Below are 16,835 nucleotides of genomic sequence, written 5' to 3' on the forward strand. Positions count from 1 at the left end.
AGAAACATAAGTTAAAAGATAGTAAAAGGTGGTTTTTTTAAACCACCTTTTTTTATTTTTGTAACTCAATTAAATTATAGAGTGAAATGAGTAAAAAGGCCATTAAAAAATACGTAATTCTTGTAATACTATTTTTTCTTCCTGTAGTGTTTTTACTCATGTTATATCCTGCTACAAACAATTATAATATACTTGACGTTGTAAAAGAAGAAGTGCTTGATATTTCTAATTTATCATCCGTAACAAATTCCGACATTCTCTTAAAAGACCATATTACAGTATTAGGCTTTTTAGGTAGTGATCCAGAATCTAGAATAGTTGAAGCTTCAAACCTTAAAGAGCTTGTTTATAATAAGTTTAAAGGCTTTAAAAAGTTTCAAATTGTTATGGTAGTGACTAAAGACTCTCAAGATAAAACGAGTAGATTAATTCAAGAACTAAATAAGTATAGCGAACACAAATACTGGCATTTTGTATATGCTAGTGATAGCGACATTAATAAACTGTTTAATAGTCTAAGAACAAGTTTGCAATTGGATAATACGCGCTCTACAAATGGTGTTTTTGTAATTGATAAAGAGCTAAATCAGCGCGGTCGTTTAGACGATAGAACTAAAAAAGAGATTGAAAAAGGAGTAAAAATCTATCCGCTTACAGCCTACAATTGTTCTGAAGTTTCAATTATAAAAAACAAATTAGCAGCCGAAGATGTGCGTGTGCTGCTAGAAGAATATAGGAAATCTGGAAGAAATAAAATAGACTCCTCAAACCGAAGAGCCAAAGATCTTAATCCAGATAAATAATGATATTAACATTTTAACTTGTCGAAGAGTTTTAATCATAGTAAAATGAAAAAAAATAATTACTCATACATCAGTATCGCTTTTATTATTCTTTTATTCGGAATTATTTTTATTCCAAAAATAGTGGATAGAATAAAGAATAACGACATCACGCGTAATAATAGAATGGATGTTGGGCAAGACAATAACTTTGAGGATAAAGGCCAATTATCGTTTATAGAAATTAACGGAACTCCTAAAAAAGTACCTGCGTTTAGCTTTACAAATCAAGAAGGGAAAATAATTTCTCAAGAGGATTATAAAGGGAAAGTATATGTCGTAGAATTCTTTTTTACTACTTGCCCTACTATTTGTCCTAGAATGAATAGAAACTTAGTAGATATCCAAAACACATATAAAATCAATACCGATTTTGGTATTGCTTCCTTTTCAATAACTCCAGAGTTGGACACTCCAGAAATTTTAAAGGCTTATGCAAATAAATACGGAATTACCAACCCGAATTGGCATTTAATGACTGGAGAAGAAAAAGATATTTACGACTTAGCAAATATTGGTTTTAACATATTTGTAGGTAAAGTACAAGACGATGAGATTGGTTTTGAGCACTCAGGAGATTTTGCTTTAATAGATAAAAACGGTTTTATTCGTTCTAGATTAGATGCTTTTGGTAATCCTAAAATATTTTATAAAGGTATTATTAGCGAACAAGAGAAAATGGACGAAGACGGTAATGAGCAGGAAATTACGATGCTAAAAGAAGATATTAAGAAATTACTAAACGAGTAGTTATATTTAAAAGTATTTCGAGTTATTTTGATGTACAATAAATTGAGGCAAGAAGAAATAATGAATTCAGCAGAGAACATACAAAACGAAAAAAAATACAACAAATGGATTGTTATACTATCCGTTGTTGTTCCTCTAGCCGTTGCGGCTTTATTTGGTGTTAAATTAAAAGATCTAGGTATCAAGGTCGAGCCATTAACTTTTTTGCCTTCTATTTATGCAACCATAAACGGTTGCACAGCTATTGTTTTGTTATTAGCGCTTTGGGCAATAAAGAAAGGCAATAGAAGGCTTCACGAAAGGTTAATGAAATTCGCCATCTTATTATCAGTAGTATTCTTGTTATTATATATAGCATATCATATGACGAGCGATTCTACCAAGTTTGGAGGAGAAGGCGTGATTGCATACGTTTATTATTTAATATTAATAACACATATTTTATTGTCTATTGTGGTAATACCTTTTGTATTAATAACTTATGTAAGAGCAATTTCTAATAATTTTGAGAGACACAAAAAAATAGCACGTATCACATTTCCATTATGGCTATATGTTGCTGTAACTGGTGTTATTGTGTATTTAATGATATCTCCTTATTACGTTTAAACTACCATTCAAAAAATGCAACTCTCATTCAGAGCATTCCGATTGTTATCGGAGTCGAAGAATCTGTCAAATATGAAAACTAAAATACTCTTTATTCTCTTATCCTTTCTCTTTTTCATTAAAACAAATGCACAATGTGCAATGTGCAGAGCTGTGTTAGAAAACGAAGAGGGTCAAGGCGCAGCACAAAGTATTAATGACGGTATTATTTATTTAATGGCAATACCTTATGTTTTAGTTTTTAGTGTTGGTTTTGCTATTTATTGGAAATATTTTAGATCTAAAAAAGAATCTATTGGCAAATAAGATTTTTATTCTATTTGGTTTATATTTAAATGCGCAAACTACAATTGAAGGAAAGGTGGTTTCAAAAGAATTTAATTTACCATTAGAATATGCTAATGCTACATTACATTCTAAAAATATTGTTTGAGCACAAACTAGAAAGGATTGTTTTCTTTCGAAATAAAAAGAGCGTATTTAACAGATAGTCTTTTGGTTTCCTACATTGGTTTTATTCCTCAAAAATTTCTGATTTCAACATTTCTTTCAAATCCTAACAAAACAATTATTTTAGAAGAAGAACTAAACACTTTAGATGAAGTTGTTTTGGAAGTTAAAAAAGCAAAATATACTTCAGTTAAAACTTTTGGAGAAAATAGGCAATTATAGAAATACGGAAGCTCTGAGCCTTTTGGATATGAAAATGCTGTTTTTATTAGAAATACAGAAGAAAAAAAAGGAATAATAGAATCTGTAAAAATCACTTTTAAAGGAAATAAAAATAAAATTTACGAGGTACACTCCGCGTATTATCAAATTAAATTCTATAACAAAGATAGCTTGAAAATGTCACCAAGTACATTGTTGTCAACAAAAAAAATACCATAAAACCAGAAAGCAAAAATCAAGTGTTTAAACTTGATGTTAAAGATTATAATATTCCACTTCCAAAAAAAGGTCTTTTTGTTTCTATTACTCCTGTTAATTCTAATAACAAAAAACCTAAATCATTAATGTATGTAATAGCTCCCGTGTTAAAATGGACTTATGCAGTCAAAGCGCTAACTTATAAAAGTTTTAGAGGAAAACCTTGGCGTTTAAGTAAGACGAAATATAAATCTAAAAAACCTTTTTCAAAAACAAAAATTTGTTTTTCTAATCCAATGCTTACACTTAATGTTAAGTTTATTAAAGAGTGATATTCTTTTTTAACATATTTTTTACATAATTCTTGTAACAAATAAAGTCCTTTGCAGTCTAATGGATATGATGTGCTTAACGTCAATCAAAAAATCAATTAATTATGCTCAAAATAAATAAGCTTCACAAGTCTTACCCTATTGGAGATTCTAGTTTACATGTTTTAAAAGGTATCGATCTATCTGTAGAAGCTGGAGAGATGGTTGCTATTATGGGTTCTTCGGGATCAGGAAAATCTACCTTACTTAACATTATAGGAATGCTTGATGAAGCAGATGAAGGTGAATATATTTTAGATAATGTGCCCATTAAGGACCTTACCGAAAAAAAAGCAGCTATTTATAGAAATAAGTTTTTAGGTTTTATTTTTCAATCTTTCAACTTAATAAATTATAAAAGCGCATTAGATAATGTTGCTCTACCTCTTTATTATCAAGGGTTAAAACGTAAAGAACGTATTGAGAAAGCATTATTTCATTTAGAAAAAGTAGGTTTAAAAAAGTGGGCAACACACTTACCTAACGAGTTGTCTGGTGGACAAAAGCAACGTGTAGCTATTGCAAGAGCTTTAGCGGCAAACCCAAAATTATTATTGGCAGATGAACCAACAGGAGCTTTAGATACCACAACATCTTATGAGATCATGGATTTTATTCAATCGCTTAACGATGAAGGTAAAACTATTTTAATGGTAACTCACGAAGAGGATATAGCTAATATGTGCAAGCGTATTGTAAGATTAAAAGATGGCGTTATTATGGAAGATGTATTTATAAACCAAGTAAGAGCATTGCAACATGTTTGATAGAGATCTCTGGAGAGAAATTTTTCAAAGTATTAATATGAATAAAACCAGAAGTTTACTCTCTGGCTTTACTGTGGCGTTTGCTATTTCATTATTTGCTATTTTATTTGGAATAGTAAATGGCTTAGTAAATACTTTCGATACAGCTTTTGTAGACGATGCTTCAAACTCAATTTTTATTAATTCTGGTAAAACATCTAAAGCTAGTAATGGTTTGCAAGCTGGTCGTCGCATTCAGTTTAAAAATGAAGATCAAGCTTGGATTAAAGAAGAGTTTGATGACAAAGTACAATACATTACCTCAAGAGTCTATTTAAATGTAACAGCATCTTTTAGAAATGAAAAAAGCAATTATACCATTCGTGCGGTAAATCCAGATCACCAATATTTGGAAAACACTTTAGTAACGTATGGCCGTTTTATAAACCAATCAGACATCAAAAACAAAACCAAGGTCGTTATTATTGGCCGTTTAGTAGAAGAAGATTTGTTTTTAAAAACAACAGCTATCGGAAAGTATATAAATCTTAATGGCATACAATACAAAGTTGTAGGTGTTTTTAGTGATGATGGAGGAGACAATGAAGAACGATTAATATATATGCCAGTATCTACAGCGCAGCAAATTTATGGCAATAACGACTATGTCGACCAGATTAATTTAACCTACAACCCAGAGATGGATTTCGATGCGGCTATTGGGTTTAGTAATATGCTAACTAAAAAATTAAAAGAGCGTTTTATGGTTTCCCAAAACGATCAACGTGCTATTCGAGTAAGAAATTTAGCCAACGAATCTAAGATAGTAAACCAAATGACAGGAGGTTTAGGTGTTATGGTTTTGGTTATTGGTTTCGGAACACTAATAGCGGGTATTGTTGGTATTAGCAATATGATGATTTTTATAGTTAAAGAACGTACTAAAGAAATTGGTATTCGAAAAGCATTAGGAGCAGAACCAAAATCTATTGTTTCTATTATTTTATTAGAATCTATTTTAATAACGATAATAGCAGGTTTTTTAGGGTTGCTATTAGGTATGGGCGTCTTAGAATTAGCAAAACCTATATTAGAAGAATTTTTTATTAAAGACCCTTCAGTAAGCTGGAGTATAGTCATTGGAGCATTAATCACTTTGATTATTGCAGGAGCAATTGCAGGATATCTGCCAGCCAAGAAGGCATCAAGAATTAAACCTATTGTAGCACTAAGAGATAATTAATTATGTTTTTATTTGAAAGAGATACATGGCAAGAAGTTTACGATAGTTTAAGTAAAAATAAACTTCGTTCTGCACTAACAATGGTTGGTGTTTGGTGGGGGATTTTACTACTTATAGGGCTTTTAGGTTCAGCAAAAGGTTTAGAGAACTCATTCAATCGTTTGTTTGGTAGTTTTGCTACTAATAGCGTTTTTGTTTGGGCTCAAAGTACTAGTAAACCTTTTAAAGGTTTTCAAGAAGGAAGATTTGTTCAACTTAAAATAAGTGATGCTAAAAAAATAGAAGAAAACGTTGATGGTATCGAATTTGTGGTGCCAAGAAATCGAAATCAAGCTTTGGTTATTCATGATTTTTTATCTGGAAGCTTTCGAGTTGGTGGTGATTATCCATTATTGGATAAAGTGCAGAAAAAGAAAATGATGTACGGTCGTTTTATTAACCAAACGGATATAGATGAGAAAAGAAAAGTAGTTGTTATTTCTGAAGAAATATATAAACAACTCTTTGAAAAAGATGAGGAGATGATAGACGAATACATACAGCTTAATGGAATGAATTTTAAAGTTGTTGGTATGTTTGAAACAGCTGGTGCGAACATGGGCCCAACAGACGATATGCATATTCCGTTCTCTACCTTTCAGCAAATATACAATATGGGTGAAAATATTGGTTTTATGATGATTACCGGTAAACCAGAGTCTGATATTGTTCAAATTGAAGCAGATGCAAAACTAATTTTAAGGAATTTGAACAAAGTCCACCCTGAAGATAATCGTGCTTTTGGCAGTTTTAACTTAGGAAAAGAGTTTGCCAAGTTTACAAGTTTTTTATCAGGCATGCAATTTCTAACATGGTTTGTAGGTATCGCAACTTTAATTGCAGGTGTATTTGCAATTGGAAATATTTTATTAATTACAGTAAAAGAAAGAACAAAAGAGATTGGAGTGCGCCGTGCTTTAGGTGCAACACCTTTCGAAATAAAAAGGCAAATTGTAGTTGAGGCAGTATTTATTACAATTTTAGCAGGCTTGTTTGGAATTATAAGTGGCGGTTGGATATTAATTGCTTTAGATAGTGCCTTTGGAGGAGGGGGAGAGGCCGTTTTAGTCAATGCATCAGTATCAATTACAGTAGTCTTTATTGCGTTGCTTATACTAGTAATATTAGGAACATTAATAGGGCTAATTCCGGCTTTTAAAGCAACAAGTATTAAACCAATTGATGCCTTAAGAGAAGAATAATAATCAATCAAAAATAAAACAGAAAGCGCATAGCTTTTAAATCAACTGACAAAAATTAAATTTACAAATGAAGAAAGCATTAAAAATTATTGTAGGATTAGGATTGCTTATAGCACTTATATTTGTGCTAAAGTATTTTAAAGATTCTAATTCAAAATCTGTTGAAGATTTTAAAACAGCACAGCCGTTTTTCACGTCTATTAATACAAAAACAGTAGCTACAGGGAAATTGAACCCTGAAGAAGAAATTGAATTAAAGCCGCAAATTGGTGGAATTGTAGACAAAATTCTGGTGGAGGAAGGTGATATAGTTAAAAAAGGAGATGTTATTGCTAAAATTCGAGTAGTGCCTAACGAGCAAAGTTTAGTTGGTGCAAATGGACAAATAGCTACTGCTCAATTAGGCTATAATAATTCTAAAACGATTTATGATAGAAATAAAGCCTTGTTTGATAAGGGTGTGATTTCAAGACAAGATTTTGAAAATAGTGAGCTAGCATTAAACCAATCTAACGAAACCTTAAGACAAGCTAAAAATAATTATCAAATTATTAAAAGAGGCTCGTTGTCTGGAGGTGGTTCTGCAAATACTAATATTACGGCGCTTATTGCTGGAACTATTTTGGAAATCCCTGTTCGTGAAGGAGATCAAGTTATTGAGAGTAATAACTTTAATGCAGGAACAACAATCGCTTTTATTGCAGATATGAGCAAAATGATTTTTGAAGGTAAAGTAGATGAAGCTGAAGTAGGTAAACTAGAAGAAGGAAAAGAGATAAAAGTGATTCTAGGAGCTATAGGAGAAAAAGAGTTTCCAGCAAAATTAACGTTCGTTGCTCCAAAAGGAATGGAAGAAAATGGAGCAGTACAGTTTACTATTAAGGCAGATGTAGAAGTAGAACCATCTACAAAAATTAGAGCTGGTTATAGTGCAAATGCGGAGATTGAAATGGAAAGTAGGGATAGCGTTATGGTTATTAAAGAATCTTTACTTCAGTTTAATAGAATTACTGAAAAGCCCTTTGTTGAAATAGAAACAGGGGATGGTAAGTTTAAAAAAGAAAACGTAACCTTAGGATTATCTGATGGAATTAATGTAGAAATTACCGAAGGTGTTGCCGAAGGTGATAAAATCAAGGTATGGAATAAAGCCTCTAAAGAAGATAATGATGATGAAGATTAATAATTTAAAAATATTAACTTTAGGTTTGTTACTTAGTTTTTCAACCTACAGTTATAGTCAAGGTAAAGTCTGGTCTTTACAAGAATGTGTAGATCATGCATTGGAAAAGAATATTTCTATTGTGCAAGCCCAGAATACATTACTGTTAAACGAACAAGATATTAAAGCCGCTAAAGGCTCGTTTTTACCAACGGTTAGTGGTAATGCAGGTCATAATACTTCTGTAGGTAATACAGAATTGTTTCCTGGTCAGTTTGTAGATAGAACATCGAACAGTACTAATTTTGGAATTAACGCTAACCAAACTATTTTTAACGGATTTAGATTAACTAATTTATATAAACAATCACAGTTAAATCTTGAAACTAATGAGCTTGAATTACAACGTGTCAAGGACGATATTTCGCTTAATGTTGTCAACTCATATTTAAATATTTTGTTTAATAAGGAGAACTTACAGACTTCTAAAGCGCAGTACGAGTTTTCTAAAAAACAACTGGATCAAGTTCAAGAACTAGTGGATGCAGGAGTGCAACCTCAAGCTAATATTTATGATGCGCAAGCAACATTAAGTCTCGATTTGCAAGGTGTTACAGTAGCCGAAAACAACTATGAATTGTCTTTATTATCATTATCGCAATTGCTACAAATAGATTTTGCTGGATTCGATGTTGCGGTTATTGAAATAGATGATCCATCTGCCGAATTAATGTACGATGATATTGCTCCAATTTTAAGTTATGCAATAGAAAATAGAAGTGAAATTAAAGTAGCGGAAAAAAACATTGAAAGTTCTAAATTAAGTACAGAAATTTCTAAAAGTGGATTTTATCCAAGTGTATCAGCAGGATATGGTTTCGGGTCTAACGCTTTCTTTACTAATTTAACAGATACTGAAGATGCTTTTTTTCAACAACTTAATGACCAAAAATCACATAGTTTTAGATTAAGCGTTAATGTGCCAATATTTTCTGGATATCAGAACAAAACGGCAGTTGCTAAATCTCAAATTCAAGAGCAAAACGCATTATTAGGTTTAGAACAAACAAAATTAGCCTTAGAAGCTAATATACAACGTGCGTTTACGGATGCAAAGGCTGCATTTAGAGCTTATGAAGCTGCAAAAGTGTCATTGGAAGCTCAGAAATTGGCTTTTGGTAATTCCGAAGAACGTTATAATATTGGTGTCTTGAATGCTTTCGATCTTGAGCAATCACGATTAAGATTAGTAAATGCAGAAGCTTCTTTAATTAATGCTAAATATGATTTTGTTTTTAAAACAAAAGTGTTAGATTTCTACTTTGGAAAACCAATAACGCAATAAATAAATTTTGGCTTTAATATTAAGTATAGAAACCGCAACAACAAATTGCTCTGTCTCACTATCTAAAGATGGTGAGACTTTGCTTTTAAAAGAAGATTATAGTAACAACTATTCTCATGCCGAACGTTTACATGTTTTTATAGATGAAACGCTTCGCGAAGCCAACATAGAGAGAACACAATTAGATGCTATTGCTGTTAGTAAAGGTCCTGGATCTTATACAGGATTACGTATTGGTGTTTCGGCAGCAAAAGGTCTTTGTTATGCTTTAGATATTCCTTTAATTTCTATTTCTACCCTTGAAGCTTTAGCGCATCAAGTTAAAGCGCAGAGTGGTGTTATTGTACCAATGCTAGATGCTAGACGTATGGAAGTCTATTCTGCTATTTTTTCTTCAGAATTAAAACAAATAAGAACCATTGAAGCTCAAGTTTTAGATGAGTCTTCTTTTGCAGAAGAGTTATCGAATGGCAAAGTTTACTTTGTTGGAAATGGTGTTGAGAAAACTAAAACGCTTCTAAACCATGAAAATGCTGTTTTTGTTGAAGACAGATTACCATCTGCAAAACAGATGAGTGCTTTGGCTTTTTTAAAGCACAAAAAAAGCGACACCGAAGATGTCGCTTATTTTGAACCTTATTATTTAAAAGATTTTGTGGCTTTAAAACCCAAGCCTAAAAAATAATTATCCTTGTTTTTTTATTTCTACTTGATGCGGATAAGGTATTTCGATTCCAGCAGCATCTAAAGCTTCTTTAGTTTGCTCTGTTATATCAAAATAAACATCCCAGTAATGTTCTGTTTTACACCAAGGTCTTACAGCAAAGTTTATAGAGCTATCTGCTAACTCCAAAACATTTACAGTTGGAGTAGGATCTTGTAATACTTTTGGGTGGTTTTTTAATACATTAAGCAATACAGATTTTGTTTGTTTAATATCAGAGTCATAACCAACGCCAAACACTAGATCAACTCTTCGTGTTCCTTCAGTAGAAAAATTAATTATATTACCATTAGATAGAGATCCATTTGGAATAATAATTTCACGATTAGATAACCCTGTAAGCTTAGTTGTGAAAATTTCAATTTCTTTAACAACTCCTGTTGCGCCTTGTGCTTCTATTAAATCACCAATCTTAATGGGTTTAAAAATCATAATAAGAACACCTCCCGCAAAATTAGATAAAGAGCCTTGTAGCGCCAAACCAACAGCTAAACCGGCAGCAGCTAGAACGGCAGCGAAAGAAGTGGTTTCTACACCTAATTGGGCTAGAATAGCTAATATTAGTAGGATTTTTAAAAGCCAACTAATCAAGTTTAATAAAAATCCTTTTAAGCTTTCATCGTGACCTCTTTTCGACATGACGTTGCCAATTTGTTTTAGCAATTTTTTTATTATCCATGAACCAATAATCCATATAATTATTGCACCAACAATTTTTAATCCATAATCTGTTGCAAAGTCAATCCCTTTGTCTAACCATTTTTCAATATCCATATTTTTATTGTTTGTTATTATAATGTGCAAAAATAATTATAATTTATGTACGACTAATTTTTTTTTAAATATTTTTTTTAAAGCTATATAATGTAAATAAAAACGTTAGGGTGTATTATCTACTTAATTGAATAAGTATAATAATTATTGCTATTATTGCAGGAACAGATTGAAAATAGAATAAGCGTATTTTTTTAGTTGAATATGCTCCGTAAATACCAGCAATAATAACGCAACTTAAAAAGAAGCTTATAATATTTGTGTTTTTAAGTAATAGTCCGAAAATTAAACCTGCAGCTAAAAAACCATTATATAAACCTTGATTTGCTGCCAGAACTTTCGTTTTTTCAGCAAATGCTTTGCTTTCCAATCCAAAGGCTTTTATGCCTTTTGGTGTCGTCCATAAAAACATTTCTAGTATAAAAAAATAGAAATGAAGTAAGGCTATCGATGTAACGAGTATGTAAATTATTGCATTCATAAATTAGTTGTAGTTTATTAAGTTAATTGCTTTCTCTACTTCACTAACAGGCAAGTTACAAGCCTTATTTATACAAATATAGATTAGCGTTTCGTTTTCAATATATCTGTTTTCTAATAAAGGTAACTTGCTATCCTTTTGACTGCCAACTATTACTTTATTAGGAATGTAATGTGTGTTTAATTCTTCAATTTTATTTTTATATTGACTACCAACAATAGCTACTTCGTAAAAAGGTTCTGTGTAATTTAACATTAAGTCTAACCAATTAGAATAACCAGAACCATAGTCTTTAATTTCTGGTTTCACATTGTTAAGCATTGCTGTCGCTGTTTTTAAATAGTATTCATTATCGAAATAATGAGAAAGCCTAAATAAATTTTTAGCAAACATTGAGTTGCTCGCCGGGATTACATTATCGCGATACTCAATGGTTTTAGTGACTAGTTGTTCATCTTTATTAGAAGTAAAATAGAACATTTTATTAGTGTCGTTAAAAAAGGCATCAAAACAATAATCGGTTAATGCCTTTGCTGTATTTAGCCATTTATCATCTAAAGTAATTTCATATAATGCCATAAATGCATCAATAGTAGTCGCGTAATCTTCTAAAAATCCATTAATACTCGATTTTCCATCTTTATAATTATGGTACAAACTTCCATCTTTTTTTAATTGATTATTTAAAAGGAATTGCCCATTTTTTATAGCAATATCAAGATATTTTTTGTCTTTTATAACACGATAAGCATCAACATATCCTTTTAACATTAACGCATTCCAAGACGTTAGAATTTTGTCATCTAATCTCGGGCGCTTTCTTTTCTCTCTTTCTGTTAATAGAAGAGCGTGCCATTTTGCTTTCTTTGTTTTTAAAGTTTCAAGTAAAATATTATCTTTTTTAATAAAGTTCTCATCAGTTTTATTTCTAATTAGAATATAATTTTCATGTTCCCAAAAACCATAGTTGTTTACGTTGTAATAGTTTGAAAACAAATCAAAATCTTCTTTCAATATCAATTTTAAGTTGTCTTTAGTCCAAACATAAAAAGCACCTTCTTCTAGTGCTCCGGATGCTGTTAAACTATCTGCATCTAAAGAAGAATAGAAAGCACCATTGTTATCTGTTAGTTCTCTTTCTATAAATTCGAGAGTTTCAATTACAACGTCTTTATATAATTCTTTTTTTGTAATCAAATAGGCATCGGCATATAAACTAACGAGTTGTCCATTATCGTAAAGCATTTTCTCGAAATGTGGCACATGCCATTTTTTATCAACAGAATAACGAGAGAACCCACCACCTACTTGATCGTAAACACCGCCAAATGCCATTTTTGTTAACGTGTTATCTACAAATTTCGTGATATTTTCATTTTTGTTTTGAAACGCATAACGCATTAAAAAATGATAATTATTTGGCATCATAAACTTTGGAGCACGATTCATGCCTCCTTGTTTATTATCGAAATGTTTTGTCCAGTTTTCAACGGCTTCATTAATATATTCGGTTTTAAATTTTGGAGCTTCAGGGTTCACAGAAACAACAGCAACAGATTTCATGCCTTGCTCAAGTTTAGTAGCATATTCTTCTAGTTTCCCAGGTTGTTTTTTATATAATTCAGAAATTTGGCTTAATGCACTAATCCATTCGTCTTTTTTAAAATACGTTCCTCCCTATACAGGTCTTCCATCTGGAAGTGCAATAACATTCATTGGCCAACCGCCACGACCTGTCAATAGCTGGACAGCATTCATATAAACTTGATCAATATCAGGTCGCTCTTCGCGATCAACTTTAATATTAATAAAGTTACTATTCATTACTTGTGCTACGGCTTCATCTTCAAAACTTTCATGTTCCATAACATGGCACCAATGGCAAGCAGCATAACCAACACTAATAATAATAAGTTTGTTAGATTCTTTTGCGGATTCCAAAGTATTAGAGTTCCACGCGTTCCAATTTACAGGATTATGAGCATGTTGAAGGAGATAAGGACTGGTTTCGTTAACTAAATTATTGGTGTATTTGTGAGTCACAGTATCTTTTTTTTGTGCATTACAATTGGTTAGTAGTAGAATGAATATAAAAGTGAATAGTTTCTTCATAAACGATGTTAAACAACCAATGTATAAAAATATTTTACATTTAATTCTAGATAAGGTAGGAATAATTTGTTTGCGGTTGTTATATGTCTATAACAGTTTAACTGTTTTTGAAAGCGATAAATAATAAAATTGTAATTTATAATACTATAAGAGGGCTTGAATACTGTATGTTTTTTAGTAAATTATTAGTATTATTGTACATTACCTAAATTTCAAATAAAAACCATTCATAGATGAAGAATTTTACCCTAGTTTTATTTTTAATATTTTCTTCAACATTTCTTTTTGCTCAAGATGTTTTGATGCAAAACGGAACTGTTAACCAATGTTCAGGAACATTATTTGACTCTGGAGGCACTTCAAATTATTCTAGCGACGAGAATTTTGTTTTAACTATTTGTCCGGATGCTCCTGATCAATTTATACAGCTAGATTTCACTCAATTTAGTACCCAAGGACCGGTTGGTGGAGTAGTAGGAGATGTTCTTACTATTTATGATGGCGACGATATTACTGGTGCAGTAATAGGGTCTTATTCTGGTGCTGGTGCATCTAACAATCCACAAACAATAACAGCTTCTCCTACAAGTACTACTGGTTGTATTACATTACAGTTTGTAAGTAATAGTTCTGGTAACACTACTGGTTGGGTAGCGAACATATTGTGTTTACAATCTTGTCAAACAATAACACCAACAATAGATACTACAGATCCTGTTGCAGATGTAGGAGGAATAGTTCAAATTCCTGCGGGTGGTTCAGTAGATTTTACAGGTAGTGCTACTTTTTCTGAAGATGGAACAGGAGCAACTTCAAGTTGGAATTTTGGAGATGGTGGTACTGCGGCTGGCGCGGCTGTTAGTCATCAGTTTAATACAATAGGTACATTTACTACTACATACACAGTTACAGATACCAATCCTACTGGTTGCTCTGAATCTGTTACAATTACTGTTGAAGTGTTAAGCCCTTATATAACTGTAGATACTACTTTAACAGATCAACAATTAGTTGTAGACGTTTTAATAGATAGCGCATGTGCTCAAGTATCTAATATCACCTCTAGTACAGGAAGTGACTTTGGGTCTGTTAATGGAATTGGTTCTTTTACTGCAATACCAGGAGCTTTTGGATTTGAAGGTGGAATAATTTTATCGTCTGGAAGTGCTGTTGCTTCGGAAGGCCCAGAAAGTGGAACTCAAAGTGAAGGTAATGGAGCATGGCCAGGTGATGCTGATTTAGAAGCCCAAATTGGTGGTACAAATACTAACAATGCGTCCTACCTTCAGTTCGATTTTGTGCCCATTGCTAACACTATAAGTTTTGATTTTATTTTTGCTTCTGAAGAATATGGGACATTTCAATGTGGCTATACAGATGCATTCGCATTCTTGTTAACAGACCAAGTTACAGGTGTTACAACGAATTTGGCATTGGTGCCAGGGACTACAGATATTGTAACTGTTTTTACTGTAAGAGATAATATGTGGAATGGAGGTTGCCCATCTGCTAATCCTGCTTTTTTTGATGCTTATTATGGAACTGGAGGTTTGCCGGAGACTAATAACCCAACAAATTTCTTGGGATATACAGTACCAATGACTGCTTCTTCTATCGTAACTCCTAACAACACATATACAATTAAGTTAGTAATTGCAGATGCTTTAGACAATGCTTTTGATGCAGCAGTTTTTCTTGGAGCTGGTTCTTTTGATTTAGGTGGAGATTTAGGTGATGATATTACTATTAATGCAGGTACTTCTGAATGTCAAGGTACAGCTGTTACTTTAGATACTTCGTTAGATACGGCAACTCATACTTGGTATTTTGAAGGGAATGAAATTACAGGTGAAACAGGATCTACTATTGATGTTACTCAAGAAGGGAATTATTCTGTAGACATCGTTTTTTCTGCAAGTTGTCAAACTTCTGATGCCATTTATATAGAGTTTATTCCAGGACCAACAGTTCAAGCAATTAATGATTTAACAGAATGTAATGACGGAAGTGGAGCAGTAATTTTCGATATAACTGAAAATGAAGCAATAGCAATTGGAACTCAAGACCCAGCCAGTGTTGTAGTGACTTTTCATAATTCTCAAGCAGATGCAGATGCGGATATTATTCCTATTCCAAACCCAACAAATTATGGTGGTACAGACGGAGAAACAATATTTATTAGAGTAGATGATGCTGAATCTGGAATGTGTTTTTCAACTGATACTTTCCAACTCTTATATTTAAATATTGTTTTAAACTCTGCTCTAAGCATGGAAGTTTGTGATGATACTACAAATAATGGTACAGAATCTTTTGATCTAACCTTACAAGATGCAACAATACTTGGAACCCAAACAGCTGCAGATTTTAATGTCACTTACTATCTAGATTTTACAAATGCCGATGCTGGAACCAATGCTTTAACGAATACTTTTATAAACACGTTAAATCCTCAACCTATTTTTGTGAGAATTGAAAGTATTCAGAATCCAGCATGTTACATTTCATCTCCAACTGCAGTGTTTGATTTGATTGTAAATCCAAGAGCTACAGCAATACAGCCCTTAAATATTGAAGATTGTGATGCTTCATCAAATAGTGGCATTTCCGTTTTCGATTTAAGAGCACAAGAATCAGTGATTCTAGGGACTCAGGATCCATTGAATTTTATAGTAAGTTTTTATGAGTCTCAATCAGATGCTGAAGCACCTGTAAATGTGATTCCTAACCCTATGACTTACAGTAATACTTCAGTAATACAGACTATTCATGTTAGAGTAGTTGATATTCTTAATCCTACATGTTATGGTTATACTACATTCGACTTAGTTGTTAATTCACTTCCAGTATTAGTCATCCCAACACCATTAGAAGTTTGTGATGATGGCACACCAGACGGCATGACACTCATTGATTTAACCCTGAAAAACAACGAGATTTCAGGTGGTAATCCAGCATATTCGGTAACCTATTATATTGACCAAGCAAATGCTGACGCAGAAACCAATGCACTTCCAAATCTATATACCAATACAACAGCAGATATGCAAACCATATTTGTGCGCGTCGAAGACGTTACTACCGGCTGTTTTGACACTACAACTTTAGACTTGTTAGTGGAGCAAGCACCAATAGCGTTTACACCAACGCCCTTAGTAGATTGCGATCCAGACAGTGATGGTTTTGGAGTCTTTACACTCTCAGATACAACATTAGAAATCACAGGAGGCGCAGCAGGACTTACCGTAACCTACCATGAAACTATGGCAGATGCAGGCAATAATGTTAATGCATTAACTAGTCCATACAATAATATTGTAGTCGATACCCAAATCATATATGTAAGAGTAGAGAGTTCAACCATTGCAACCGACTGTGCTACTTTTGTAGCATTAGTTCTTACTGTAAATCCAACACCACAAATTACAACGGCTGCTAATTTAACACCCTTAGAAGTTTGTGATAATGATGCCGATGGCTTTGCTGTTTTCAATTTATCAATCTAAAGAACCAGAGATCTAAACTTATTAGACACAGATACGTCTAACGATTTAGACCCATTATT

General features: G+C 32.4%; 18 protein-coding genes. 14 read left to right on the forward strand and 4 right to left on the reverse strand.

From position 1 onward, the window contains the following. Nucleotides 1-86 precede the first annotated feature (86 nt). The 13 genes from RH82_RS12465 to tsaB all read left to right on the forward strand — a co-directional run bounded on the left by RH82_RS12465 (nt 87) and on the right by tsaB (nt 9,864). Nucleotides 87-803, forward strand: coding sequence for a hypothetical protein (locus RH82_RS12465; RefSeq protein ID WP_034061177.1), 717 nt, complete (start codon nt 87-89; stop codon nt 801-803). Between the two features lie 45 nt (nt 804-848). Further along, the gene (locus RH82_RS12470) at nt 849-1,592 is read left to right on the forward strand and encodes an SCO family protein (RefSeq protein WP_034061178.1); all 744 of its coding nucleotides are present in this window, start codon (nt 849-851) and stop codon (nt 1,590-1,592) included. Nucleotides 1,593-1,652: 60 nt separating this feature from the next. Beyond that, entirely contained in the window at nt 1,653-2,201 is a 549-nt protein-coding gene (locus RH82_RS12475) for a DUF420 domain-containing protein (RefSeq protein ID WP_034061180.1), read from the forward strand. Between the two features lie 72 nt (nt 2,202-2,273). Next, entirely contained in the window at nt 2,274-2,507 is a 234-nt protein-coding gene (locus RH82_RS12480; RefSeq protein ID WP_034061182.1) for a hypothetical protein, read from the forward strand. Then, nucleotides 2,497-2,634 carry a hypothetical protein gene (locus RH82_RS18435; RefSeq protein ID WP_156112473.1) on the forward strand — a complete coding sequence of 46 codons (138 nt, stop codon included), beginning with the start codon at nt 2,497-2,499 and terminating at the stop codon, nt 2,632-2,634. The genes RH82_RS12480 and RH82_RS18435 overlap by 11 nt, the downstream gene beginning before the upstream one ends. 17 nt (nt 2,635-2,651) lie before the next feature. After that, on the forward strand, nt 2,652-2,873 hold the full coding sequence (locus tag RH82_RS12485; RefSeq protein ID WP_034061183.1) for a hypothetical protein: 222 nt from the start codon (nt 2,652-2,654) through the stop codon (nt 2,871-2,873). 239 nt (nt 2,874-3,112) lie between these two features. Then, nucleotides 3,113-3,403, forward strand: coding sequence for a hypothetical protein (locus RH82_RS12490; protein ID WP_034061184.1), 291 nt, complete (start codon nt 3,113-3,115; stop codon nt 3,401-3,403). Between the two features lie 104 nt (nt 3,404-3,507). Then, nucleotides 3,508-4,209, forward strand: a complete 702-nt coding sequence (locus RH82_RS12495) for an ABC transporter ATP-binding protein (RefSeq protein ID WP_034061185.1) — start codon at nt 3,508-3,510, stop codon at nt 4,207-4,209. Then, complete coding sequence (locus tag RH82_RS12500) at nt 4,202-5,431, forward strand: ABC transporter permease (protein ID WP_034061186.1); 1,230 nt, start codon at nt 4,202-4,204, stop codon at nt 5,429-5,431. Before RH82_RS12495 ends, RH82_RS12500 begins: the two co-directional genes overlap by 8 nt. Next, nucleotides 5,431-6,672, forward strand: a complete 1,242-nt coding sequence (locus RH82_RS12505) for an ABC transporter permease (protein WP_034061187.1) — start codon at nt 5,431-5,433, stop codon at nt 6,670-6,672. The genes RH82_RS12500 and RH82_RS12505 overlap by 1 nt, the downstream gene beginning before the upstream one ends. Nucleotides 6,673-6,739: 67 nt before the next feature. Continuing rightward, the gene (locus RH82_RS12510) at nt 6,740-7,855 is read left to right on the forward strand and encodes an efflux RND transporter periplasmic adaptor subunit (RefSeq protein ID WP_034061188.1); all 1,116 of its coding nucleotides are present in this window, start codon (nt 6,740-6,742) and stop codon (nt 7,853-7,855) included. Then, entirely contained in the window at nt 7,842-9,179 is a 1,338-nt protein-coding gene (locus RH82_RS12515) for a TolC family protein (RefSeq protein ID WP_162182457.1), read from the forward strand. The genes RH82_RS12510 and RH82_RS12515 overlap by 14 nt, the downstream gene beginning before the upstream one ends. A 7-nt stretch (nt 9,180-9,186) precedes the next feature. Continuing rightward, the gene (gene tsaB / locus RH82_RS12520) at nt 9,187-9,864 is read left to right on the forward strand and encodes a tRNA (adenosine(37)-N6)-threonylcarbamoyltransferase complex dimerization subunit type 1 TsaB (RefSeq protein ID WP_034061191.1); all 678 of its coding nucleotides are present in this window, start codon (nt 9,187-9,189) and stop codon (nt 9,862-9,864) included. Here tsaB and RH82_RS12525 read toward each other — a convergent pair whose 3' ends face one another. The 4 genes from RH82_RS12525 to RH82_RS19140 form a co-directional block, all read right to left on the reverse strand. Then, nucleotides 9,865-10,677, reverse strand: coding sequence for a mechanosensitive ion channel family protein (locus tag RH82_RS12525; RefSeq protein ID WP_034061192.1), 813 nt, complete (start codon nt 10,675-10,677; stop codon nt 9,865-9,867). 115 nt (nt 10,678-10,792) lie between these two features. Continuing rightward, entirely contained in the window at nt 10,793-11,158 is a 366-nt protein-coding gene (locus RH82_RS12530; protein WP_034061194.1) for a DUF1304 domain-containing protein, read from the reverse strand. Nucleotides 11,159-11,161: 3 nt separating this feature from the next. Further along, nucleotides 11,162-12,721 carry a thioredoxin domain-containing protein gene (locus tag RH82_RS12535; protein ID WP_316930934.1) on the reverse strand — a complete coding sequence of 520 codons (1,560 nt, stop codon included), beginning with the start codon at nt 12,719-12,721 and terminating at the stop codon, nt 11,162-11,164. A gap of 114 nt (nt 12,722-12,835) precedes the next feature. Further along, on the reverse strand, nt 12,836-13,270 hold the full coding sequence (locus RH82_RS19140; protein WP_316930935.1) for a thioredoxin domain-containing protein: 435 nt from the start codon (nt 13,268-13,270) through the stop codon (nt 12,836-12,838). Nucleotides 13,271-13,503: 233 nt separating this feature from the next. Here RH82_RS19140 and RH82_RS12540 point away from each other — a divergent pair, with 233 nt between their 5' ends. After that, nucleotides 13,504-16,776 carry a choice-of-anchor L domain-containing protein gene (locus RH82_RS12540; RefSeq protein WP_052158330.1) on the forward strand — a complete coding sequence of 1,091 codons (3,273 nt, stop codon included), beginning with the start codon at nt 13,504-13,506 and terminating at the stop codon, nt 16,774-16,776. The last annotated feature ends 59 nt before the right edge of the window (nt 16,777-16,835 follow it).

This window comes from Lacinutrix jangbogonensis (assembly GCF_000797445.1).
Classification (GTDB): domain Bacteria; phylum Bacteroidota; class Bacteroidia; order Flavobacteriales; family Flavobacteriaceae; genus Lacinutrix; species Lacinutrix jangbogonensis.